General features: G+C 69.1%; 23 protein-coding genes and 1 pseudogene. 16 read left to right on the top strand and 8 right to left on the bottom strand.

Annotation, left to right across the window (positions count from 1 at the left end; genetic code table 11):
* Positions 1 to 106: 106 nt before the first annotated feature.
* From P3H15_RS21580 to P3H15_RS21550, 7 genes are all read left to right on the top strand, one after another.
* Positions 107 to 802, top strand: a complete 696-nt coding sequence (locus P3H15_RS21580) for an energy-coupling factor ABC transporter permease (protein ID WP_276139190.1) — start codon at positions 107 to 109, stop codon at positions 800 to 802.
* Positions 799 to 1146 (top strand): PDGLE domain-containing protein, encoded by a 348-nt coding sequence (locus P3H15_RS21575; RefSeq protein WP_276139128.1) that lies wholly within the window; start codon positions 799 to 801, stop codon positions 1144 to 1146. Before P3H15_RS21580 ends, P3H15_RS21575 begins: the two co-directional genes overlap by 4 nt.
* 2 nt (positions 1147 to 1148) lie before the next feature.
* Positions 1149 to 1913, top strand: coding sequence for a cobalt ECF transporter T component CbiQ (cbiQ, locus tag P3H15_RS21570; protein ID WP_276139127.1), 765 nt, complete (start codon positions 1149 to 1151; stop codon positions 1911 to 1913).
* Positions 1910 to 2704 (top strand): energy-coupling factor ABC transporter ATP-binding protein, encoded by a 795-nt coding sequence (locus P3H15_RS21565; protein WP_276139126.1) that lies wholly within the window; start codon positions 1910 to 1912, stop codon positions 2702 to 2704. Before cbiQ ends, P3H15_RS21565 begins: the two co-directional genes overlap by 4 nt.
* Positions 2705 to 2754: 50 nt before the next feature.
* A complete protein-coding gene (locus P3H15_RS21560) occupies positions 2755 to 3825 on the top strand; it encodes a class I SAM-dependent methyltransferase (RefSeq protein WP_206013229.1) in 1071 nt (356 codons plus the stop codon).
* Positions 3826 to 4007: 182 nt separating this feature from the next.
* Entirely contained in the window at positions 4008 to 4610 is a 603-nt protein-coding gene (locus P3H15_RS21555; protein ID WP_072947219.1) for a hypothetical protein, read from the top strand.
* Positions 4611 to 4802: 192 nt separating this feature from the next.
* The gene (locus tag P3H15_RS21550; RefSeq protein WP_072947192.1) at positions 4803 to 5231 is read left to right on the top strand and encodes a hypothetical protein; all 429 of its coding nucleotides are present in this window, start codon (positions 4803 to 4805) and stop codon (positions 5229 to 5231) included.
* Positions 5232 to 5337: 106 nt separating this feature from the next.
* Here the strand turns inward: P3H15_RS21550 and P3H15_RS21545 are convergent, their stop codons facing one another.
* Together P3H15_RS21545 and P3H15_RS21540 are read right to left on the bottom strand one after the other, a co-directional pair.
* On the bottom strand, positions 5338 to 6546 hold the full coding sequence (locus P3H15_RS21545; protein WP_276139125.1) for a CaiB/BaiF CoA-transferase family protein: 1209 nt from the start codon (positions 6544 to 6546) through the stop codon (positions 5338 to 5340).
* Positions 6543 to 6908 (bottom strand): helix-turn-helix transcriptional regulator, encoded by a 366-nt coding sequence (locus P3H15_RS21540; protein ID WP_276139124.1) that lies wholly within the window; start codon positions 6906 to 6908, stop codon positions 6543 to 6545. Before P3H15_RS21540 ends, P3H15_RS21545 begins: the two co-directional genes overlap by 4 nt.
* A 168-nt stretch (positions 6909 to 7076) precedes the next feature.
* Between P3H15_RS21540 and P3H15_RS21535 the strand changes: the two are divergent.
* The 6 genes and pseudogenes from P3H15_RS21535 (at position 7077) to P3H15_RS21510 (ending at position 13235) form a co-directional block, all read left to right on the top strand.
* A pseudogene (locus tag P3H15_RS21535) lies at positions 7077 to 8638 on the top strand (AMP-binding protein).
* Complete coding sequence (locus P3H15_RS21530; RefSeq protein ID WP_276139123.1) at positions 8635 to 9696, top strand: MBL fold metallo-hydrolase; 1062 nt, start codon at positions 8635 to 8637, stop codon at positions 9694 to 9696. Before P3H15_RS21535 ends, P3H15_RS21530 begins: the two are co-directional and overlap by 4 nt.
* Positions 9693 to 10454: a crotonase/enoyl-CoA hydratase family protein gene (locus P3H15_RS21525; RefSeq protein WP_095862425.1), complete on the top strand. Its 762-nt coding sequence runs from the start codon at positions 9693 to 9695 to the stop codon at positions 10452 to 10454. Before P3H15_RS21530 ends, P3H15_RS21525 begins: the two co-directional genes overlap by 4 nt.
* Before the next feature lie 47 nt (positions 10455 to 10501).
* Positions 10502 to 11380 (top strand): LysR family transcriptional regulator, encoded by an 879-nt coding sequence (locus P3H15_RS21520; RefSeq protein ID WP_276139122.1) that lies wholly within the window; start codon positions 10502 to 10504, stop codon positions 11378 to 11380.
* Positions 11381 to 11384: 4 nt separating this feature from the next.
* Positions 11385 to 12263 (top strand): LysR family transcriptional regulator, encoded by an 879-nt coding sequence (locus tag P3H15_RS21515; protein ID WP_276139121.1) that lies wholly within the window; start codon positions 11385 to 11387, stop codon positions 12261 to 12263.
* A gap of 144 nt (positions 12264 to 12407) precedes the next feature.
* Positions 12408 to 13235 (top strand): enoyl-CoA hydratase/isomerase family protein, encoded by an 828-nt coding sequence (locus P3H15_RS21510; protein ID WP_276139120.1) that lies wholly within the window; start codon positions 12408 to 12410, stop codon positions 13233 to 13235.
* Between the two features lie 6 nt (positions 13236 to 13241).
* Here the strand turns inward: P3H15_RS21510 and P3H15_RS21505 are convergent, their stop codons facing one another.
* The 6 genes from P3H15_RS21505 to P3H15_RS21480 form a co-directional block, all read right to left on the bottom strand.
* Positions 13242 to 13874, bottom strand: a complete 633-nt coding sequence (locus tag P3H15_RS21505; protein ID WP_276139119.1) for a Dabb family protein — start codon at positions 13872 to 13874, stop codon at positions 13242 to 13244.
* Positions 13867 to 14220, bottom strand: a complete 354-nt coding sequence (locus P3H15_RS21500) for a hypothetical protein (protein WP_276139118.1) — start codon at positions 14218 to 14220, stop codon at positions 13867 to 13869. Before P3H15_RS21500 ends, P3H15_RS21505 begins: the two co-directional genes overlap by 8 nt.
* Positions 14221 to 14299: 79 nt before the next feature.
* Positions 14300 to 15949, bottom strand: a complete 1650-nt coding sequence (locus tag P3H15_RS21495; RefSeq protein ID WP_276139117.1) for a class I adenylate-forming enzyme family protein — start codon at positions 15947 to 15949, stop codon at positions 14300 to 14302.
* A 17-nt stretch (positions 15950 to 15966) separates the two neighbouring features.
* Positions 15967 to 16731 (bottom strand): SDR family NAD(P)-dependent oxidoreductase, encoded by a 765-nt coding sequence (locus tag P3H15_RS21490; RefSeq protein ID WP_276139116.1) that lies wholly within the window; start codon positions 16729 to 16731, stop codon positions 15967 to 15969.
* A 34-nt stretch (positions 16732 to 16765) separates the two neighbouring features.
* Positions 16766 to 17899 carry a thiolase family protein gene (locus P3H15_RS21485; RefSeq protein WP_276139115.1) on the bottom strand — a complete coding sequence of 378 codons (1134 nt, stop codon included), beginning with the start codon at positions 17897 to 17899 and terminating at the stop codon, positions 16766 to 16768.
* Positions 17900 to 17983: 84 nt separating this feature from the next.
* The gene (locus tag P3H15_RS21480; protein WP_276139114.1) at positions 17984 to 19312 is read right to left on the bottom strand and encodes an MFS transporter; all 1329 of its coding nucleotides are present in this window, start codon (positions 19310 to 19312) and stop codon (positions 17984 to 17986) included.
* 212 nt (positions 19313 to 19524) lie between these two features.
* Here P3H15_RS21480 and P3H15_RS21475 point away from each other — a divergent pair, with 212 nt between their 5' ends.
* From P3H15_RS21475 to P3H15_RS21465, 3 genes are read left to right on the top strand one after another with little or no spacing between them, the layout of a single operon-like run.
* The gene (locus P3H15_RS21475) at positions 19525 to 20718 is read left to right on the top strand and encodes an acyl-CoA dehydrogenase family protein (RefSeq protein ID WP_276139113.1); all 1194 of its coding nucleotides are present in this window, start codon (positions 19525 to 19527) and stop codon (positions 20716 to 20718) included.
* A 17-nt stretch (positions 20719 to 20735) separates the two neighbouring features.
* The gene (locus P3H15_RS21470) at positions 20736 to 21893 is read left to right on the top strand and encodes an acyl-CoA dehydrogenase family protein (RefSeq protein ID WP_276139112.1); all 1158 of its coding nucleotides are present in this window, start codon (positions 20736 to 20738) and stop codon (positions 21891 to 21893) included.
* A 47-nt stretch (positions 21894 to 21940) separates the two neighbouring features.
* Positions 21941 to 22705 (top strand): trans-aconitate 2-methyltransferase, encoded by a 765-nt coding sequence (locus tag P3H15_RS21465; protein ID WP_206015985.1) that lies wholly within the window; start codon positions 21941 to 21943, stop codon positions 22703 to 22705.

Below are 22705 nucleotides of genomic sequence, written 5' to 3'. Positions count from 1 at the left end.
TGCTCACATTCCGATACCTGTGAACACCTGTTCAAGTGTTCATACGAACAACTAGACTTCTAAGGATCAGCTGCCGGCCGGAGGAGACGCCGTGGAATCCGTGGCAATGCACATGAGCGACGGCCTGATCAACGCACCGACCTCGCTGTTGTTCGCAGTCGTCGCCGCAGCGGGACTGTCGATCGCCGCGTGGCGGGCGCGCTCGGAACTCGACGAACGCACCGCACCGATGGCCGGTCTCGTGGCGGCCTTCATCTTCGCGGTCCAGATGGTCAACTTCCCGATCCTTCCCGGTGTGAGCGGCCACCTCCTCGGTGGCGCGCTCGCCGCCATCCTGGTCGGCCCGTACACCGGCATGCTCTGCGTCTCGATCGTGCTGATCGTGCAGGCCCTGCTGTTCGCCGACGGTGGGCTGACGGCGCTGGGGGCGAACATCACCAACATGGCGATCATCGGGGTCGTGGTCGGCTACGGCGTCGCGGTGGCGTTGCGCCCGCTCGTCGTGCGGCAAGAGCGACTGCGCTTCCGCGTCCTCGGCGGACTGTCGTTCGCCGCGGCCCTGTGCGGAACGGTGGCGGCGTCGATGGGCTTCGTCCTCGAGTACGCGATCGGCGGACAGGCCACATCCGGGGATTCGACGTCGCTGGGCGCGGTGGCCGCGTACATGCTCGGGGCGCACGTGCTGATCGGCATCGGCGAGGGCCTCATCACGGCCGTCACGGTCACGGCCGTCGCGAAGGCCCGCCCCGACCTCGTCTATCTGCTGCGGACGGCACCCCGACGGGTCGAGGTGCGGGCATGATCTCCCTTCGCCGCTTCCTGATCGGATTCGCGCTGGTGGCGCTGCTCGTCGCCGGTGCGGTCTCCTACCTGGCCAGCTCCAGTCCGGACGGTCTCGATGCCGCGACGACCCGCGGGTGCGAGACCGTGGAGACCGACACCGGGGAGGCGCTCGTGGGTGACTGCATCGCCCGGAACGCGTCCGCTCATCACCTGTCGGAGTCGCCGCTCGCCGACTACACCGTGGCCGGCCGGGCGCATCTCACCGGGGTCGCAGGTGTGATCGGCGCGACCGCCACGTTCGTCGTCGCGGGTGGCCTGTTCTGGTTGCTCGCCCGCGCGCGGCGGAACCGAACGAGCCCCTGACCGTGGGAGCCGGTCACGCCCATCCGCTCTACCTCGACGGCGCCTCCCCCCTGCACCGACTGCCCGCCGAGGTCAAGATCGTCTGCGCCGTCGTCTTCGTCTTCGCGGTGGTCGCGACACCACGCGAGGAATTCTGGGCATTCGCCGGGTATCTCGCCGTCCTGATCGTGGTCTGGCGGATCGCCGGGATCGCGCTCACCTGGATCGGGCCGAGGATGCTGATCGAGTTGCCGTTCGTGACGCTCGCGGTTCTGCTGCCGTTCGCCGAGGGCGGCGCCCGCGTCACCGTCGCCGGACTGTCGCTGTCCGTCGCGGGCCTCTATGCGGCCTGGGGCATTCTCGTGAAGGGCACTCTCGGCGTCCTCGTCTCGCTGACACTCGCCGCGACGACACCGGCACGGGACCTGCCGTTGGGTCTGGCGCGATTGCGCGTGCCCGCGATGCTCACCTCGATCGTGGTTCTGATGCTGCGCTACCTCGACCTGCTCACCGCCGAGGTCGAGCGGATGCGCACCGCCCGGCTGTCCCGCGGCGACGACCCCCGGACGTTCCGGCAGATCGGCGCCACCGCCCGGGGCGTCGGCGGATTGTTCGTGCGTTCCTACGAGCGCGGCGAGCGCGTCCACCTTGCCATGCTGTCGCGGGGGTTCACGGGTTCGGTTCCCACAATCGGGGCGCCCCCGGCGACCGCTGCGGGGTGGCGGGCGGGACTCGTGCCCGCGGTGTGCGCGGTGGGGATCTGTCTCACCGCGTGGGTGCTCCGATGACCGCGGCCGTGCACCTCGAGGGCGTCTCGTTCGCGTATCCGGACGGCCGGGCCGCGCTGCACCGGATCGACCTCACGGTGGAACCCGGCGAGCGGGTGGCCGTCCTCGGTCCGAACGGGGCGGGCAAGACCACACTGATGTTGCACCTCAACGGCATTCTGACGGCCACCGAAGGCCGCGTCACGGTGGGCGGGCTGGCGCTGTCGCGGGGTGCGCCGCGGGACACGGTGCGCGAGGTCCGGCGGCGAGTCGGCATCGTCTTCCAGGATCCCGACGACCAGTTGTTCATGCCCACCGTCGCGCAGGACGTCGCGTTCGGTCCGGTCAATTTCGGCGTCACCGGGACGGCGCTCGACGCGCGGGTGCGCGACGCGCTGGCGGCCGTGGACATGACGGCGCATTCCGACCGCAACCCCGCGCACCTGTCGGTGGGCCAGCGACGCCGGGTCGCGCTGGCGACCGTCCTCGCGTGCGCCCCGAACGTCCTCGTGCTGGACGAGCCGTCGAGCAATCTCGACCCCGTCGCCCGGCGCGAACTGGCCGAGGTTCTGCTGGGTATCGACACCACGCACCTGCTCGTCACGCACGACCTCCCGTACGCCGCCCAGTTGTGCACACGCGCCGTGATCCTCGACGAGGGTTGCCTGGTGGCCGACGGTCCGATCCTGGACATGCTCGGCGACCCCGCGTTGCTCGCCCGGCATCGCCTCGAGTTGCCGTGGGGTTTCCGGCTTCCCACCGCCGAGCCTCATTCGCCCGGCGAACGATCCGTGACACCGCCGACCGGGTAGCCCACGATGGGGTGACGAAGCTTCGCCCGCACTCCGACCGGAGGTCAGCGATGTCCACACCCGAAGCCGATGCCGCGACGGTGTCCCAGCGCATTTTCGACGCGTCGCTCGGGGCCATCGACCTTCTCGCCGTCCACCTGGGAGACCGCCTCGGCTGGTACCGCAGTCTCGCGTCGGAAGGCCCGGCGACGGCGGACGAACTGGCGGAACGCACCTCCACTCATCCGCGGTACGCACGCGAGTGGCTCGAGCAGCAGGCCGTGTCGGGACTTCTCACGGTGGACGCCGCGGATCCACCGAAGTTCACGCTTCCGGCCGGTGCCGCCGAAGTGCTCACGGACGAGCAGAGTCTCAACTATCTGGCACCGCTCGCGCGGATCTTCGTCGCCGCGACCACGCAGATGCCCGCACTGCTGGAGGCGTATCGCACCGGCGGCGGCGTGGGGTGGTCCCAGTACGGCGCGGATGCTCGTGAGTCGCAGGCCGATATGAATCGGCCGTGGTACGAGCAGGTTCTTCCCGGCGCGCTGGCGTCGGTGCCCGAGGTGGACGCGCTGCTGCGGGCGCCCGGTGCCACCATCGCCGACGTCGGATGCGGCGGCGCCTGGTCCACGATCGCACTCGCGCGCGCCTACCCGGACGCCACGCTCCACGGCTACGACATCGACACCGCGACCGTCGAACTCGCGAGGTCCAACGTGCGCGAGCGGCCGGATGTCGCCGACCGGATCACGATCACCGAATCGGACGCCGCGGGAATCCCCGAGGGCAGTTGCACCGCGGCCTTCGCCTTCGAGTGCATCCACGACATGCCCGCTCCGGTCGAGGTGCTGTCCGCGGTCCGCAGGGCGCTGGCCCCCGGCGGTGCGATGATCGTGATGGACGAGGCGGTCGACGACGAATTCTCCGCGCCGGGAAGCGACGTCGAGCGACTGATGTACGGCTTCAGTCTCACCGTGTGCCTGCCCGACGGCATGAACCACACTCCGAGCGCGGGCACCGGAACGGTCATGCGCCCGAGCACATTGCGCGGCTACGCCGAGTCCGCCGGTTTCGGCACCATGGACGTCCTGCCGATCGAGGATTTCGGGTTCTTCCGGTTCTACCGGCTGACGGTGTAATCCTCGCACCGGCACCCCGATACGTACGTATTTTGCGGAAAGGCCGAAAACTGGGGCGTCCGAAGGGGGAAGATGTCTGCAGTAGGCAGGTTACGGACGCTTTCGCCGGTCGGGGCAACTGTGAAGCGCCAGGTCGAACCAGATTTGTCGTTTGTCATCCGCTACTACGCATGGGAAACACCATGAAACTGCATAGAGTGACAGCGCCGGCAGCGCTGCTGATCGCCACCCTGTGTGTCGGAATGGGTACCGCGTACGCCGCCCCCACTCCCGCCGACCAGGCCGTCATCTCGCACACCAGCCTCAGTGCCGACGGCCGATCGGTCGGCACCGCACTCGACGCGGGATATTTCACCCTGTCGAGGACGGCCGCCGCAGTCGACATCTCCAACGATTCGGGAACCACGGTGGCCACGATCCCACTGCGTTACTCGATCGCCGGCGTGCAGTTCGCGATCGATCCGCTCGTCACCGACGGCGGCCGGTTCCTGAGCCTGACGCCCACGACGACCCCGGTCGCGGGAACACTCGCCCTCACCCCGGTCGACAGGGATTCCGCGTACGCCAACATGATGACGCAGCTCGAGATCGGCTGGGTGAACGGCGGCGGGACCGCGACCGCGATCGGCGCGGGCATCGGATTCGTCGCCGGGTGCATCTTCCTCATCCTCGGCGGATGTCTCCCCGGTGCCGCGGTAGGCGCAGCGATCGGCGCCGTCACCGGTATCAGCAACGCGAACCCCGCTGCGACACCGGCGGTTTACGAATTCCTCGGAACCCTGTAGCGGGGCTTCCGTTCCGACCTCGAGCGACGATTCCGGGAGGACTATGGGTAAGTTCGCACACGGGGAGCATCACCGCGCACCCACATCTGCATGTAGCCGTTCCGGTTTTCCAGCGAATATGGTCCACGCACAACGATGTTCGGTGCACTCAGGTGGGGACCGTGTTCGTCCTACGACATGGTGGGAATTTCCATGAAACTCTTGAGAACTCTGGCATTGTCCATATTCGTCGTGTCCGCGATGGCCGTCGGGGCGGGAACGGCGTACGCCGATCCGGCACCGCAGGGAATCGACTGGTCGCAGCCGCTCATGACCCCGGCCGCCGATGGCGGTAGCAGCCAGGTGGCCGAGCAGTTCTTCCCGGAGAACGAGACCAAGCAGGACGCCTTCGACAAGATGACCAACGAGATCAATACCGGCTGGAACAACGCGGGCCTGCAGGGCATGGCGATCGGTTCCAACGTGGGCATGGCCATCGGGTGCGTGTCGATCTTCCCCAACTTCATCGCAGGCTGCATCGTCGGCGCAGTGGTCGGCACCATCGCCGGCGCCGTCATCGGCATCGGCGTGGGTAACCCCAATGCCCAGCCTGCCGTAGAGCAGTTCTTCGCTACACCCTGAGCGAAGAGCGGGCTGCAGCCCCGGCCTCACTCGGGCCGGGGCTGCGGCGTGTCCGCCCACGACTAGTTGATGCATGACCAATTAGTGCGCTAACTGATCTGCTCGGTCAGCCGACGACACCCTCCGCACGCCGGTGCGCGATGTCCTGCGCCGACCAGCCCAACTCGCCGAGGATCAGATCGGTGTGCGCGCCGAGCGCGGGCACGTCCCCCATCCGCATCTCCACGTCGGAGAACGTCATCGGCGGCAGCATCGCCCGGATCGGCCCGGCCTCGGTGCCGACGTCACGCCAGCGGTCGCGCTGGTCGAGTTGCGGGTGCTCGATCAGGCCGCCCAGGTCGTTGAGTTCGGCCGCCGGGATCCCGGCGTCCGCAAGCGCCTGGTCGAGGGCGGCGCTCGTGAACCGTTGCGTCTCCTCGGCCACCAGGGCGTCCACCTCCGCCCGGTGCTGCACCCGCAGCATGTTGGTCGCGAACCGGGGATGGTCGGCGAGGTCGGGGCGTGTGAACACGTCCGTCACCAGTTGCCGCCAGCCGCGGTCGTTCTGGACACCGATGAGGATCTGTCCGTCCAGGGTCGGATACGAGTCGTACGGGACGATCGCCGCATGACCGAGCCCGACGCGCGGGATCTGCTTGTCGGCGTACATCTTCATGTACATCGGATGGCCCAGCCACTCCGCGGTCGCGTCGAACATCGACACGTCGATCCGCGCTCCCACACCGGTGCGCTCCCGCCGGAACAGGGCACCGAGCACCGACGTCATCGCATACATTCCCGCCGCGATGTCGGAGACCGGAACACCCGTCTTGGTGGGGGTGTCCGGGGTGCCGGTCACCGAGATCATCCCTGTTTCCGCCTGGACCAGCATGTCGTACGCCTTGCGTTCGCGCCGGGGTCCGGCCGACCCGTAGCCCGACATGTTCACGACGATCAGTTCCGGATGCGCGGCGCGCAGTGCGTCGGCGCCGAACCCGAGACGGTCGGCGGCGTCGGGAGCGAGATTCTGGATGAAGACGTCGGCCTTCGCGATCAACTGCACGACGGTGTCCCGCCCGACCTCGGACTTCAGGTCGAGGCCGATCGATTCCTTCGACCGGTTCAGCCACACGAAGTGCGAGGCCTGCCCGAACACCGCGTCGTCGTAGTTGCGGGCGAAATCGCCCTCCCCGACACGTTCGATCTTGATGACCCGCGCGCCCATGTCCGCGAGATGGCGGGTGGCGAGCGGAGCGGCCACGGCCTGCTCGAGTGCCACGACGGTGATGCCGTCGAGCGGCAGCAGTCCGGGGTCGTTCTCCATGTCGGAATTCACTTTTCCTCTTCGGCTCCCGTGTGATTGTGATAGTGCGTGGCACCGATGGTGTGCAGCAGTTCGTGCACGGTGTCGTCGGTGAGCCGGTACCGCATCGAACGGCCGTCCCGCGTCGCCGACACCCATCCCTGGTTGCGGAGCAGCCGCAGCGCGTGCGAGACGGCGGTCCCGGTCATGTCGAGGGCCGCAGCCAGGTCGCCGACGCAGATGTCGGGGGCGTGGTGCAGGCACAGCAGCAGCCGCAGGCGGTTGCCGTCCGACAGCAGTTCGAATCGGTTGGCCCAGCCGTCGATGTCGGGGGTGTGCAGTGCCGCCGCCGCACGCCGAACGTCCTCGGGGTTCAGGGCGGGGGTGGCGGCCATCACGCCAGTCTACAAACGCCGCGAGCCCGCCCGGCCCGGCATCCATAGGCGATCCCTCACTGTCCGTTCGGCTCTGTGACTTTGTTTCCGCACGCACACCGGTGGTCGACTGGCACGACACGTCACCCGGTCCCCCGGCGGCGTCGACGACTCATCGAGGAGCCTGATGTGAGCGGTCTGCATCTTCCCCAGCGCGTGCGGCACCATGCCGAGGAACGGCCCGGAGCACCCGCGGTGACGTGCGGTGACACCACGCTGACCTACGCGGAGCTCGACTGGCGGACCAACCGGATCGCAACAGCGCTGTCGGCGTGGACATCCCGGGGCGGCCGGGTCGGGGCACTGCTCCGGATGCGCATCGAGGGCGTCGAGACGTTCGTGGCCGCCGCCAAGTCGGGGCTCGTGTTCGTCCCGCTCAACTGGCGGCTCCCGGCCGCCGAGGCCGCCGCGGTGGCGGTCGATGCCGGGCTCGAGGTGCTGATCGTCGAATCCGAGTTCGCTGCCACCGCCGACGCCGTCCGCGACGCGCTCCCGCGCGTGGTCGTGGTGGTCATCGACGCGGTCGACGGCGACCCCCTTCCGACCGGCGCCTGGACGTGGGATCGGCTGGTCACGTCGGGCACCGCCACCGACCCGGGGCTCGGGGACGACCCCGCCGCCGAGGTGCTGCAGCTCTACACGTCGGGCACGACCGGGCGTCCGAAGGGTGTGGTCGCGACGCATCGCAACCTGCACAACGAGCCCGACGGCCTGCTCATCTACCACTGGAAACCCGGTTCGGTGGCACTCGACGCCCTGCCGCTGTTCCACATCGCGGGCGCGGGCTGGCTGAGCACCTGCCTGTCCGCAGGCGTCCACGTGGTGCTGCTCGGCACATTCGACGCCCGGCAGGTCGCCGAACTGATCGAACGGCACCGGATCACCCACGCCTTCCTGGTTCCCTCGACCATTCAGATGCTCCTCGACGTGCCCGACCTCGAACGCTACGACGTGTCGAGTCTCGAGCTGGTCGCGTACGGTTCGGCGCCGATCACCACCACGCTGCTCCGGCGGGCGATCGATCGCCTCGGCTGCGGATTCGTGCAGCGTTCCGGAATGACGGAGACGACGGGCTCGGTCACCACGCTCGCCGCCCGGGACCACGACCCGTCCGGGGACCGCGCGCACCTGCTGCGGTCGGCGGGCAGGCCCATGCCCGGCGTCGAGGTCGAGATCCGGGACGTGGTGACCGGCTCCCGGCGGGCGAATCCGGGGAAATCGTGTGCCGCTCACGCAACAACGTCGAGGGCTACTGGAAACGACCGGACGAGACGGCGAACCTGCTCACCCACGACGGTTTCCTTCGCACCGGCGACGCCGGGCACATCGACGCGGAGGGCTATCTGTTCGTCACCGACCGGGTGAAGGACATGATCATCACCGGAGGCGAGAACGTGTACCCGATCGAGGTCGAGACGGTGCTCGCCGACCACCCGGCGGTGGCCGAAGTCGCGGTGGTCGGTGTGCCGCACCGGACCTGGGGTGAGTCCGTGACGGCGGTCGTCCGGCTCGTCGACCCGTCGGACGCACCGGACGAGCAGGACCTGATCGCGTTCACCGCCGCCCGGCTCGCGTCGTACAAGAAGCCGCGCGAGATCGTCTACGTCGCCGAACTTCCGCGGGGCGCGAGCGGCAAGGTCCTCAAACGTGCCCTGCGCGAAGGACTCCGCGACACGGAGGTGCCGTCGTGATCGTCACCGAGGACGTCGGCACCGTCCAGCGTGAGGCCTGGGCCCGCGGCGTGCTCCCACCCGTCGAACAGGTGCGCCCCGGATTGTGGTCGATCCCGGTTCCCATGCCGCGAAACCCGTTGCGGTACGTCCTGATCTACGCGCTCGCGATCCCCGACGGTCTCGCGCTGATCGACGTCGGCTGGGATTCCGAGGAGTCGTGGCGGGCGCTCGTCGACGGGATCGCGCAGACCGGGCACCACGTCACCGACGTCCGGTACGCCGCCGTCACCCACCTGCATCCCGACCATTTCGGTCTCGCACCCCGGCTGCGGAAGGTCAGCGGGGCGGCGCTCGCGATGCACGGCGCGGATGCCGCACTGCTCGGCCACCGTTCGCCGGTGGACACCACAGCCGACGAACACACGTGGAACACCCAGCTCAACCAGCTCGGGGCACCCCCCGGCATCCTCGCGGCCGCCCGCGTCGACCTCGTCCGGCTGGAGCCGGGCGAGTCCATGGACGTCGTACTCGGCGACGGCACTCCCCTGGGCCTGCCCGGCTGGGATCTGCGGGCGGTCTGGACACCCGGGCACACGCCCGGTCATCTGACGTTCGTCGACGACACTCACGGCCTCATGTTCAGCGGCGACCACATGCTGCCCCGCATCAGTCCCAACATCTCCACCGTCCCCGGCGAACTGGAAAATCCGCTGCACCGGTACCTGCTGTCGCTGCACGCCACCACAACGATGCCCGACGGTGAAGTGCTGCCCGCGCACGAGTACCGGTTCCGGGGGATCGCCGAGCGTGCCCGGCAGCTGATGGGTCATCACGAGGAACGCTTCACCGAGATCGTCGCCGCTCTGGCCGTGTGGCCCGAATCGACGGCGTGGGAGATCTCGCAACACATTTCGTGGTCGCGGCCGTTCGACTCCATGTCCGACCGCCTGCTCCGCCTCGCGGTCCGCGAAACCCACGCCCACCTGCTCGTTCTCGCCGACCGCGGAAGCATCCGCTCGCTCGGCGGCCGCCCCGAACGCTGGACCCCTACCTCCCGTAAGGAAGACACCCCATGAGCGTGGTTCTCACCGAATTCGCCGACGGCGTCGCCGTCATCACCCTGAACCGCCCGGAGGCGAAGAACGCCGTCGACCTCGAGGTCGCGAAGGCGCTCGCCGCCGCGATCGACGAATTCGAGGCGCGGCCCGACCTGACGATCGCGATCCTCACCGGCGCCGGGGGAACGTTCTGCGCGGGCATGGATCTGAAGGCGTTCAGCCGCGGCGAACGGCCGTCGCTGCCCGGCCGCGGATTCGGCGGACTCACCGAGGCCCCGCCGACGAAGCCGCTGATCGCCGCCGTCGAAGGGTGGGCGCTCGCCGGCGGCTGCGAGTTGGCGCTGTCGGCCGACCTGATCGTCGCGGCCCGCGACGCCAAGTTCGGCATCCCCGAGGTCAAGCGGGGGCTCGCCGCCGCCGCGGGCGGTCTGCTGCGACTGCCGAAGGTGCTGCCCTACCCGATCGCGATGGAGATGGCGATCACCGGCGATCCCCTCACCGCCGAGGTCGCGCACGCGCACGGACTCGTCAACCGGCTCACCGAGCCCGGGCAGGCGCTCGACACCGCCCGCGACCTAGCGGCCCGGGTCGCCGCCAACGGTCCTCTCGCCGTCCGGGCCACCAAACAGGTACTCGCGATGTCGGCCGCCTACACCGACCCCGACGCGTTCGCCGGGCAACGCCGCTTCCTCGATCCGGTGTTCGCCTCCGAGGACGCCCAGGAGGGTGCGCGTGCGTTCGCGGAGAAGCGCCCGCCGGTGTGGCGTGGCCGATAGCCGCATGATCGGCACAGCCTGCGTCACAGCTTCCGTACGATGACGGCGTGGACCTGCATCTCGTCACCTACTTCGTCGCGGTAGTCGATCACGGCGGGATCACCAGGGCCGCGCAGTCCCTCTACATCTCGCAACCGTCCCTTTCGCAGGCGATCCGCACACTCGAACGCCGCCTCGGTGTCACCCTGTTCGACCGCACCGGGCGACGTCTCGAACTGACCGAGGACGGCCGCACGCTCGACGTCGCCGCCCGGCGCATCCTCGCCGACGTCGAGCGGGCCAAGGCCAAGGTCGCTGCGGTGCGCGAACTCGTGTCCGGCCGCGTCGATGTCGTCACGTACGCGGCGTTCTCGATCGATCCGATCGTCGACCTGGTGCGCCGGTTCCGTGAGCAGTACCCCCGGGTGACGGTCCGCGTCATCGACGCCGACGGCCCCACCGGCGTCCTCGGCGCCCTGCGCCGCGGCGAGGCCGAACTCGGGGTGATCGACCTGTCCGTCGACCACAGTGCGCTGCACTCCGTCCCCATCGGCGATCAGGAACTGGTACTGGCCCTGCCGAACGCCCTCGCCGACACGCTCCCCGATCCGGTGCCCCGCTCGGCGGTGCGGGACATTCCGCTGATCCAGGATCTCGGGGACAAGAGCGACGCGGCCCTGATCACGGAACTCGTGGGTGATCCCGCGAACGTCGTCGTCGACTGCACCCACCCGGGCGCCACGTGGGAACTGGTGATGCGCGGCGCGGGGGCCACCGTCCTGCCCCGCCTGGTCGCCGAGGAACAGTTGCGCGGGGTCGCGATCCGGTCGATGACGCCGAAACTGACCCGCCCCGTCGGACTCGTCCAGCGGTCCGGCCCGGGATCGCCGGCGGCCTCGGCGTTCGTCTCGATCGCGCAGGCCACGGGCACTCGAGAGGGGAACTGACCACATGGAATTGCGTCAGGTCGAGTACTTCCTCGCCGTCGTGGAACACGAAGGCATCAACGGGGCCGCCGCGTCGCTCGGCGTCGCACAACCCACCATCTCGCAGGCACTGCGCGGGCTCGAGCGGGAACTGGGTGTGCAACTGTTCCACCGCATCGGCCGCGGCATGGTGCTCAGCGCCGCAGGCCGCAGCCTGGTCGGGCCGAGCAGGCAGATCCTGCGCGACGTCACCGCCGTCGAAGACCTCCTCGCCACCTCCGACGGGGCACTCGCCGGGCGGCTCGACGTCATGGCGTTTCCGGCGCTGGCGATCGGTCCCGTCGTCGACCTCGTCACCGAATTCCGGCGAACCCACCCGAACGTGCTGGTGCGCTTGGGTGAATTGAAAGACGAGGCCCAGGCAGGCTCGCTGATCGAGGACGGGCACTGCGAATTCGTGGTGGCCCATCTCCCGCTCGACGACGCCCGGCTGGACGTCCTCGAACTCGGCGAACAGGAGTACTGGCTCGTGTACCCTCCCGGCACCGACCTGCCGGAGGGCCCCGTTCCGCTCGCCGACCTCCCCGACGTCCCGATGGTGTTCGTTCCCCGCGGCCACTCCGTCGCGGACGAGATCGAGGCATCGATCCGCCACGCCGGGGCACGACCGCACCTCGCGGCGCTGTCCGATCACCGCGAGGCGCGGCTTCCCCTGGTACTCGCAGGGATCGGCGGAACCCTGCTGGAACGGTCGATCGCGGAAGCGGCCCGGGACCGCGCCGTGGTCCGCCGGGCGGAGCCGACGTTCGCCCGCACCTTCGGGATCGCGTTCGACCCCGACATGCTCTCGCCCGTCGGGCACGCGTTCGTCGAACTGGTGCGGGCGCACACCTCGAACACCTGAACACAGCTCATAGGTTTCGCCTCATCCTGTGTGTCCCAGAACGACTTTGCGACGAGACGTCTCCCGTGATCGACTGGCGGGGAGCGGCACGGCGCCGGCCACCCCGGGCGTCGCCGAGAACCGCGCCCACGTCTGGAGCCGCGCATGAGCATCGAATCCCTCTCCTCCACAGCAGGACCCGCATCCGCCGAATCCGACGTCCTGGTCGGCCGGGACGGCGCGGTCGCGACGATCACGCTGAACCGGCCCACGCGGCGTAATGCGATGACCCTCGACTCGTGGATCGCCTTGCGCGAGGCGCTCGCCGAACTCGCCCTCGACGACGCCACCCGCGTCGTGGTCCTCACCGGTGCGGGCAGTGACTTCTGCACCGGCGCAGACCTCGACAAGCGCGCCCCGATGCACCCGCTGACCCGGATGCGGCAGATCAACGCGACGGCGCTCGCGGTCGCGGAATTCCCCAAACCGCTGATCGCGAAGGTGCGCGGCTACGCCGTCGGAGCCGGCTGGAACCTGGCGCTGCTGTGCGATCTGATCATCGCCTCGCGCGACGCACAGTTCAGCCAGATCTTCGCCAAACGCGGCCTGTCCGTCGATTTCGGCGGCTCCTGGCTCCTGCCGCGCATCGTGGGACTGCACCGCGCGAAACGCCTGGTCATGCTCGCCGAGATGATCGACGCCGAGCAGGCGGACGCGCTGGGACTGGTCAGCGAACTCGTCGAACCGGAAGAACTGGATGGCATGGTCGCCCGGTTCGCCGCCGGCCTCGCGGCGTCGCCGACCGTGGCCGTCATGCAGTCGGCGCGACTGATCGAGGACGGCACCACGTCGTCGCTGCGGGACGCACTCGCGAACGAGGCCCGTTCGCAGGCGGTCAACTTCGCGACCGACGCACCGGCCGCATTGCGCGCCTTCGTGGAAAAGCGTCCCCCCGCATTCAGCGGGGAATGGCAGGTGCCGCAGCCGTCGTAGGAACCGCTAGATGATCGCACCGTCGATCGCGCAGAAGCTGTGGCAGAGCCGGGTGACGATCCGCGGCCCGCGTTCGGGATCGAACCACCGATCGATGTGAGCCCAGTGGTAGGGGTGCGTCATGTACGGCCCGGACAGTCCGTCGAGGTCGGCGTACTCCTGCTCCCAGACGTGGGTCCACCGCGCGGAACCGGCCGACTCGTGCACCCGGCTCAGCTGCGACGTCCCAATGGTGCGAATGTAGTCCGGCATCGCCCGCGTCTCGGATTCGAACTGCTGCACCACGGCCGGGTCGGCCGAATTTTCGACGGAGACGAGGAGCGTCCGGTACACGGCCGGCTCGACAGCGCGTGGGGCGGGAGTGGGCACGCCCGTGTAGCCGACGCGGTCGACGTGCCCGATCTCGGGGACGGACAGCTGTGCGGTGATGTCGGGTTCGACGGCGCGCCAGTCGGATTCGTCGTCGAAGTGGAAGTGCGCGATCACGTCTCCCCCGTTGATGCCGCCGGGCAGGGTCGGTGCCACGAGAACATGCCGGGCCCGGAGAGCCGCGACGTCCTGCAGCCTGCCTGCCACCGACGCAGCGGCGCTGCCGTCCGAGTCCGCGGCGAGGTGAATGAGCGTGGTCACCTTAAACATCGGTCGCGACCTCCACGTCCGCAGGCGCGCAGGACACCGTGCGTCGCCGGGTGGTGAGAAGCTCGTCGGCGTCCTCCCACCAGCGGAGCACCTCCGCGTCGTGGCGCGCGAGCAGGCTCTGTCGCCACCAGGCGCGAGCACCCCGCAGCGTCCAGCTGACACTGACAGTGTTGGACTGGTCCTCGAGCCACACCGGCGGGGAGACGAGCACGCGGTCCAATGTCAGGCCACGCGCAATCGCGCCGGGCGCATAGCGTTCCAGGTAAGCGGCGAGAAACGCGCGCGCCCGACCGGGAATCACCACCATCTCGTCGACGACGTACACGATCGGCTCGGCCGCAACCATCAGCGCTCCCTCCTTCCCGCTACCAGGACGGTAGGGGACGAAGGGAGCGCGTCACAGGGTTGCGTCCACCCAGCGGGAGCTACGTCGTCGCCGTCGCGAGTTGCTCGCGCAGCTTCGTCTTGAGGATCTTCCCGGCCGCCGAGGTCGGCAACTGCTCGACCACCACGACGTCGCGTACCTTCTTGTACGGCAGCACCCGCTCGGCGACGAACGCGGACACCGCGTCCCCGTCGATCGTCACACCGGGCATCGGCACCACGAACGCCACCGGCTCCTGGCCGACGCTGCCGGCCTCCCTGCCGACGACGGCGGCGGAGGACACGTCCGGGTGCGAGACGAGAATCTCCTCGAGCTCACGCGGATACACGTTGTAGCCCTTGTAGATCAGCATGTCCTTGGTGCGGTCGCAGATGAACAGGTACCCGTCCTCGTCGAGGTAGGCGATGTCGCCGGTGTCGAGCCAGCCGTCGACGAACTGTTGCGCCGTGATCTCCGGATGGTTCAGGTAGCCGTCCGTGACCTGCGGTCCGCGGACCCACAACTTGCCGCGGGTGCCGGACTCCAGTGCGGCGCCGGAGTCGTCCTGGGCGCGGATCTGCACCTCGGTGTCGAATACCGGCAACCCCACGCTGCCGAATTTGTAGGCGACGGAGCCGGTCAGCGGTGCGGAGGCGACCAGGCAGGTTCCCTCCGTCAGCCCGTACCCCTCGACCACGCTCGCCGACGGGAACGCCCGGCCCAGGGCCTCGAGCGTCACGTGGTCGATCGGCGCGGCACCCGACGACACGACCCGCACCGAATCGGTGTCCCGGGTCGCGGCGTCGGGATGCGTGGCGACCGCGTGCCACATCGCCGGACTCCCGGTGATATACGTGGCACGGTGCGTCTCGATCAACTCCAGCATCCGCCCGGGCTCGAAGCGTCCGGCGAACACCTGCGTCGCCCCGCACAGCAGCAGGAACGACATGTTGATCAGCGCGTGCGCGTGGAACAGCGGCGACACGACGACGGTCGCGCCGGCGCCGGGCACCACCCCGCGGTCCCCGAGACTCTCGATGGGACGCAGTTCGATTCCGCCGTCGTCGGTGGCGCGCACCTCGTGGCCCGCGCGCCAGGCGATCATCTGGGTGACGTTGGCGAGGACGTTGCGGTGCAGCACCCGCACCCCCTTGGACAAGCCCGTGGTGCCGCCGGTGTACGCGAGGTGGGCGACGTCGTCACCGGACACCTTCGGGGCGAACGGTGCGGCGGCATATCCACGGACGAACTCGTCGAACCCGAACTGGCCGCGCCCGACGCCCGCGGGAAGTCCGGCCACCACGATGGTGCGGACGGTGGTGCCGCTCGCCGCCTCGGTGAGGGTGTCCAGTTGCCCGGGCTGGGTGACGGCGGCGACCGCCCCCGTGTCGATGATCTGCGAGCGCAGGCCGGGGCCCGGCTGCAGCGGGTTGACCAGGGTGACGGTCGCGCCGGCCCGCAGCGCGCCGTAGTAGGCCACCACGAATTCGACGCAGTTGCCGAGGTGCAGGAGCACCACGTCGCGTTCGGTCACTCCCGCGTCCCGCAGCGCGGCGGCGAACGCTCCCGACCGCTGGTCGAGTTCGCGGTAGGTGCACACCGTGTCGCCGTCGACCACTGCGGCCTTGTCGCCGTACAGGTTCGCCATGCCGGGCGGGAACGCCGCCAACGTCAGTTCGGGGTAATGCAGTACCGGTGCAGCAGAATTCACGTTGGGTCCTTAGTTCGTCAGCGAGGTGCCATGCGGATGGCGCCGTCCAGGCGGATGGTCTCGCCGTTGAGGTAACCGTTCTCGAGGATCTGGCAGGCGAGCTGCCCGAACTCGCTCGGCTTGCCCAGACGCGACGGGTTCGGCACCGACTTCTCCAGCGACGCGCGCACGTCCTCGCGCAGCCGGGCGAGGAGCGGGGTGTCCATGATCCCCGGGGCGATGGTGCACACCCGGATGTTACGGCTGGCGAGGTCCCGGGCCGCGGTGACCGTCATGCCCACGATGCCCGCCTTCGATGCGGTGTAGTTGATCTGGCCGATCTGGCCCTCGAACGCGGCGACGGACGCCGTCAGCACGACCGCGCCGCGCTCGCCGTCGATCTCCTCCTGCCGCGCCATCCGCTCCGCCCCGAGCCGCAGGGCGTTGAACGAGCCGACGAGGTTGAGCCGGATCACGAACTCGAAGTCCTCGACGGAGCCTGCCTTGCCCTCGGAGTCGAGGATGCGCATCCGGCGTCCGGCGCCGGCGCAGTGCACGAGGCCGCGCAGTCCGCCGCGGTCGTCGGCGACGTCGAGTGCGGCCGCGAACTGCTCGGAATCGGTCACGTCGGCGGGGGCGAACTGGGCGGCGCTGCCCAATTCCTTCGCGGCCGCCTCACCGTCGGAGTTCGGCAGGTCGATGAGCGTGACCTGGGCGCCCGCGTCGACGAGCCGGCGGGCCGTCGCGAGGCCGAGACCGGACGCGCCGCCGGTGACCGCGGTCGAAATTCCCTTGAGTTCCATCGTGCGTGTGTTCCCTTCGAAAGATGTTGTCGGATCAGAGAAGTTCGAGAATGGTGGCGTTGGCGAGGCCACCCGCCTCACACATCGTCTGCAGTCCGTACCGAATGTCGTTGTCCCGCATGTGGTGGACGAGCCTGGTCATGAGGATCGCCCCGGAACCGCCGAGCGGGTGCCCGACGGCGATGGCGCCGCCGAGCGGGTTCAGCCGGTCGGTGGCGGCGCCGGTCTCCGCCTGCCACGCCATCGGGACGGGAGCGAACGCCTCGTTCACCTCGAATGCGCCGATGTCGTCGATCTTCAGTCCCGAGCGGGACAGTGCCTTCTCCGTCGCGGCGATGGGTCCGGTCAGCATGATCACCGGGTCGTCGCCCGCGACGGCGCACGTGTGGATGCGGGCCATCGGGGTCAGGCCCAGTTGGGCGGCCTTCTCGCTCGTCGTGACGAGCAGCGCACCGGCGCCGTCGGAGATCTGCGAGGAGTTGCCGGCGTGGATCACGCCGTCCTCCTTGAAGACGGTCTTCAGCTTGCCGAGCGATTCGAGGGTGCCGCCGCGGCGGATCCCCTCGTCGCCTGCGAGGACGTCGGAGAGCGGTGCGAGCTGCCCGTCGAATGCGCCCCGGTCCGCGGCGTCGGCCGCGAGTGCGTGCGATCGCAGTGCGTACTCGTCGAGCGCCTGACGGGACAGCCCCCACTTCTCGGCCATCATCTCGGCGCCGGTGCCCTGGCTGAACCCGCCGACGCCGTACCGGTCGAGGACGGCCGCCGGGAAGTGCTCACCGTTCGTGCTGGCGCTGCCCATGGGAACCCGGCTCATCGACTCCACACCACCGGCGACGACGATGTCCTCGTGGCCTGCGATGACGGTGGCGGCGGCGAAGCTCACGGCCTGCTGGCTCGATCCACACGCCCGGGTGAGGGTGGTGCCCGGCACCGATTCGGGCCAGCCGGCGGCGAGCACGGCAGTGCGGGCGACGTTGCCCGCCTGCTCCCCCACCTGACTGACGCAGCCCCAGACGACGTCGCCGACCTGATCCGGGGAGAGGCCGGTGCGCGCCGCGAGGGCCTCGAGGACGTGCGCCGACAGGTTTGCGGGGTGGATTCCGGACAGGGAACCGCCACGCCGCCCGATGGGCGTGCGGACGGCGTCGACGATCACTGCATCGCGCATGGTGTGTTCCTTCGATCTGAGGGGGTGACTCGAATCAATCACGGGCGAAGTCGTCGGCACAACGACTTTCGGCCGATCGCAGCGTTAGTTCGTGCCTATGTCCGCAGCGTCGCCCCGGACCAGCTTCTTGTCGCGCTCGGGGTTCGCGAAGAGCAGCGCCCCGACGGCGCACACGGCGGCGATGAGTCCGAGGGCCTGGAACGCGGTGGCGTACCCCTCGGCGGGCGAGGCGGCCGCGTCGACGATCAGACCCGTCGCGTAGGGGGCGACGAGACCGCCGATCGCCATGACGGCGAGGAAGACGCCCAGGGTGCCCGCGGTCTGGCGGGGCGGGCAGATCTCCGAGATCGCCGCGTTGAGCAGCGGGAACACCGACGCCGCGAAGCCGTAGCCGACGGAGACGACGAGGACTGCCACCGCGGGCGCGGTGATCGACGGGAGGGCAAGCAGGATCGCACCGCAGATCAGCACCCCGACGGCGGGGACGACGACGCGGACCACGCGGGACGTCGAGCCGCGCGCGAGCAGGCGGTCGCCGACCACGGACGACAACAGCATGAGGATCAGCCCGGCGATGCTCGGGAACGCGAACATGGAGCCGGCCTGCAGGCGGCTGTACCCGAGGCCCACCTCGAAGTACGACGGCAGCCACGTCAGAACCACGGCGACCAGTGCGTACACGCTCATGACGAGAAGCGCGCCGCTGATGAACGTGCGGGTCCGGAAGATGCGGACCCACGGCACCGCCGGTTCGCCCGCGTCACCGGCGGCCGCGGAATCGGCGCCCTTGCCGCTGCGGATGTACGGGCCTTCGCTCCAGACGGTGAGCCAGACGACGCACCACAGAACTCCGATGGCGGCCAGCGCGACCAGCGCGTAGCGCCACCCGAATGTGACGGTCACGAACGCGAGAGCAGGCGCGACGGCGATCTTCGCGATCGACGCGGCGCCGGCGAGCAGGGCGCTCGGAAGCCCGCGCTTGGCGGGTGCGTGCCAGGAGTACGCCGCGGTGTGGAGCAGCGCGGAGCTCGGACCTTCCGCGAGCCCGAGCAGCAGGCGACTGACCAGCAGCACTCCGAAACTCGCGACGACCACGAGCGGAAGAATTGCGACGGACCAGGCGATCGCGAGCAGCAGCAGCGCCCATCGCAGCGACATCCAGCGGTTCAGCGCGCCGGCGAAGAAGCCGCCGACGGTGAAGGTCAGGAAGAAGAGGCTTCCCACCAGCCCGATCTGAGAGGCGCTCAGCCCCAGTTCGTGGGCGAGGGGCTGGGCGATGATGCCGAGGACGGCCTTGTCGGCGTAGTTGACGACGTAGAGCAGCACGAGGAGCGCGGTCAGGCCCCAAGCGCGGCTGCGGGACTCGGAACCGATGGCGAGGGCCCGGCCGAGGGTGGCAGAGGAGTGGGTCACGTGGTGATCCCTTCGGGGTATGTCGTGGCGTGGGTCACAGTGTCTCGATTCATTGAACGGACCGGGAAGCCGGCGATCAATACGTACTCGGCGAAGGCACCGGCTACGTCTGCCTATGAGTCGCCGAGGTGCGGGTGCATTGGACTGCGCTATCCGACAGATAGCCCGAACGCCCCTAGCCGTGCCCCCGCGGATCGGGCATTCTGAATTTCATGAGCCGCCTCGCCCACACTCTCGATCTGACCGAATTCCAGACCGAGATCGTCGACACCGTACGCACTTTCGTCGATCGCGACATCATCCCGGCCGCACAGGAACTCGAACACTCCGACACCTACCCCCAGGCCATCGTCGACAAGATGCGCGACATGGGCCTGTTCGGGCTGATGATCCCCGAGGAGTACGGCGGGCTGGGCGAATCCCTGCTCACGTACGCGTTGTGCGTCGAGGAACTCGCCCGCGGCTGGATGAGCGTGTCGGGTGTGATCAACACCCACTTCATCGTCGCGTACATGATCCGTCAGCACGGCACCGACGCCCAGAAGAACCACTACCTGCCGCGGATGGCGACCGGTGAGGTGCGCGGCGCGTTCTCGATGTCCGAGCCCGAGCTGGGTTCCGACGTCGCCGCGATCCGCACCAAGGCCAAGCGCAACGCCGACGGCGACTACGTGATCAACGGCCAGAAGATGTGGCTCACCAACGGTGGCAGCTCGACGCTCGTCGCCGCGCTGGTGCGCACCGAGGAGGGCGCCGCCACACCGCACGCCAACCTGACCACCTTCCTGATCGAGAAGCCCGCCGGTTTCGGTGAGGTCCTCCCCGGACTCACCGTCCCGGGGAAGATCGACAAGATGGGCTACAAGGGCATCGACACCACCGAGTTGCTGTTCGACAACTATCGCGCGGCCGCCGGCGACGTCCTCGGCGGAACCCCGGGCCGAGGGTTCTCGCAGATGATGGACGGCGTCGAGGTCGGCCGGGTCAACGTCTCCGCCCGCGCGTGCGGGGTCGCGATCCGGGCGTTCGAGCTCGCCGCCCGATACGCACAGCAACGCAGCACGTTCGGCAAGCCGATCGCGGAGCATCAGGCGGTCGCCTTCAGCCTCGCCGAGATGGCGACGAAAGTGGAAGCCGCGCATCTGATGATGGTCAACGCGGCCCGCCTGAAGGACTCCGGGGAACGCAACGACGTCGCCGCGGGCATGGCCAAGTACCTCACCAGCGAGTACTGCTCCGAAGTGACCCAGGCCAGCTTCCGCATCCACGGCGGCTACGGCTACTCGAAGGAGTACGAGATCGAGCGCCTGATGCGCGAGGCACCGTTCCTCCTCATCGGCGAGGGCACCAGCGAGATTCAGAAAATGATCATCAGCAAGGGCGTACTGCGCAGTTACGCACTGTAATCCGAAGGAGAAAACCCGTGCAGCGTACGGTGTTCAACGAAGATCACGACGCGTTCCGGAAGACGATCCGCGACTTCATCGCCAAGAAAGTCGCGCCCGTCCACCACGACTGGGAGGGTGAAGGGCATCCGCCGCGCGACTTCTACCGCCGTCTCGGCGAGCTCGGCGTGCTCGGGATCCAGGTGCCGGAGGAGTTCGGCGGCGGCGGTGAGAAGAGTTTCAAGTTCGCCGCGGTGGTCGGCGAGGAGACGGCGGCCGCCGGCGTCACGTTCGGCAGCTATTCCGTGCACACCAACCTGATCCTGCCGTACCTGCTCGAGTACGCCAGCGACGAGCAGAAGCAGCGGTGGCTCCCCGGATTCGCGTCCGGCGACATCATGTTCGCGATCGCGATGACCGAGCCGGGCACCGGTTCCGACCTCGCGAACATCGCGACGTCGGCGAAGCTGTCGGAGGACGGGTCGCACTACGTCCTCAACGGCGCGAAGACGTTCATCACCGGTGGCGCGCTCGCCGACCGGATCCTCGTGGTGTGCCGCACCGCGCCCAGCACCCCCGAGGACCGCCGGGCCGGTCTGACCATCCTCGTCGTCGACACGACCGCCGAGGGTTTCGCGGTGGGCCGCAAGATCGAGAAGATCGGCCTGAAGGCGTCGGACACCGCCGAACTGTCCTTCACCGACGTGCAGGTGCCGGTGGCGGACCGCCTCGGCGAGGAGGGGGCCGGTTTCAGCTACCTCACCCACAACCTCGCGCAGGAACGTCTGTCCATCGCGCTCGGCGGTTCGGCGACCGCGGCCGCGGCGTTGCAGCACGCGATCGCGTACGTCAAGGAACGCAAGGTGTTCGGCAAGCCCGTCGCGGCGTTCCAGAACACCAAGTTCGTGCTCGCCGAGTGCGCCACCGAGGTCGAGGCGATCCAGTTGATGGCCGACCGCGCACTCGAACTGCACGACGCGGGCGAACTCACGGTCGCGGACGCCGCGAAGGCGAAGCTGTTCTGCACCGAGGCCGCGGGCCGGGTCATCGACAAGTGCCTGCAACTGCACGGCGGTTACGGCTACGTCCTCGAATACCCCATCGCGCGCCTGTACGCGGACACCCGCGTGTCCCGCATCTACGGCGGGACGAGCGAGGTCATGAAGACGATCATCGCGAAGGATCTCGGCCTCTGACCCCACACACCAACAGTATGGGCGTACTGTTTGAAGGCGTGGACGACATCTGGGATCCGGACAAGTACCTCGCCTTCGCGGACCATCGGGGGCGCCCGTTCTACGAGTTGCTGTCGCGTGTCGACGCGCGGTCACCCCGCCGCGTGGTCGACCTCGGCTGCGGCCCGGGAAACCTGACCGTCAGCCTCGCCCAGCGGTGGCCGGACGCCGTCCTGGAGGCGTCCGACAGCTCACCCGAGATGGTCCGGGCCGCGCGTGACCGCGGCCTCGACGCCGCCCGGCTGGACGTCCGCGACTGGACGCCGCAGCCCGACACCGACGTCGTCGTCTCCAACGCCGCCCTGCAGTGGGTGCCCGAACACCGGGAGTTGCTGCGCCGCTGGCCGGCACAGCTGCCGTCGGGGGCGTGGATCGCGGTGCAGGTCCCCGGCAACTTCGACGCGCCCTCGCACGCGATCGTCCGGGACCTCGCCGGGACCGAGCGGTGGTCCCGGTGGTTGACGGACGTGCCGTTCCGGGCGGACAACGTCGTCGACGATCCCGTCGGGTACGCGGGCCTGCTCGCGGACGCCGGATGCGCCGTCGACGCCTGGGAGACCACGTACGTCCAGCAGTTGACCGGGGAGAACCCGGTGCTGGAGTGGATCACCGGAACGGCGCTCCGACCGGTCAAGGATGCCCTCTCGGCGCCGGACTGGGACCGCTTCCGCGAGGAACTCGTCCCGCTCCTCGACGAGGCGTATCCCCGGCGACCGGACGGGAGCACGTTCTTCCCGTTCCGGCGCATCTTCGTCGTCGCCCGGGTGCAGTAG

The organism is Rhodococcus sp. T2V, from assembly GCF_029269925.1.
Classification (GTDB): domain Bacteria; phylum Actinomycetota; class Actinomycetes; order Mycobacteriales; family Mycobacteriaceae; genus Rhodococcus_F; species Rhodococcus_F koreensis.
This window is presented reverse-complemented; position numbering and strand designations above follow the sequence as displayed.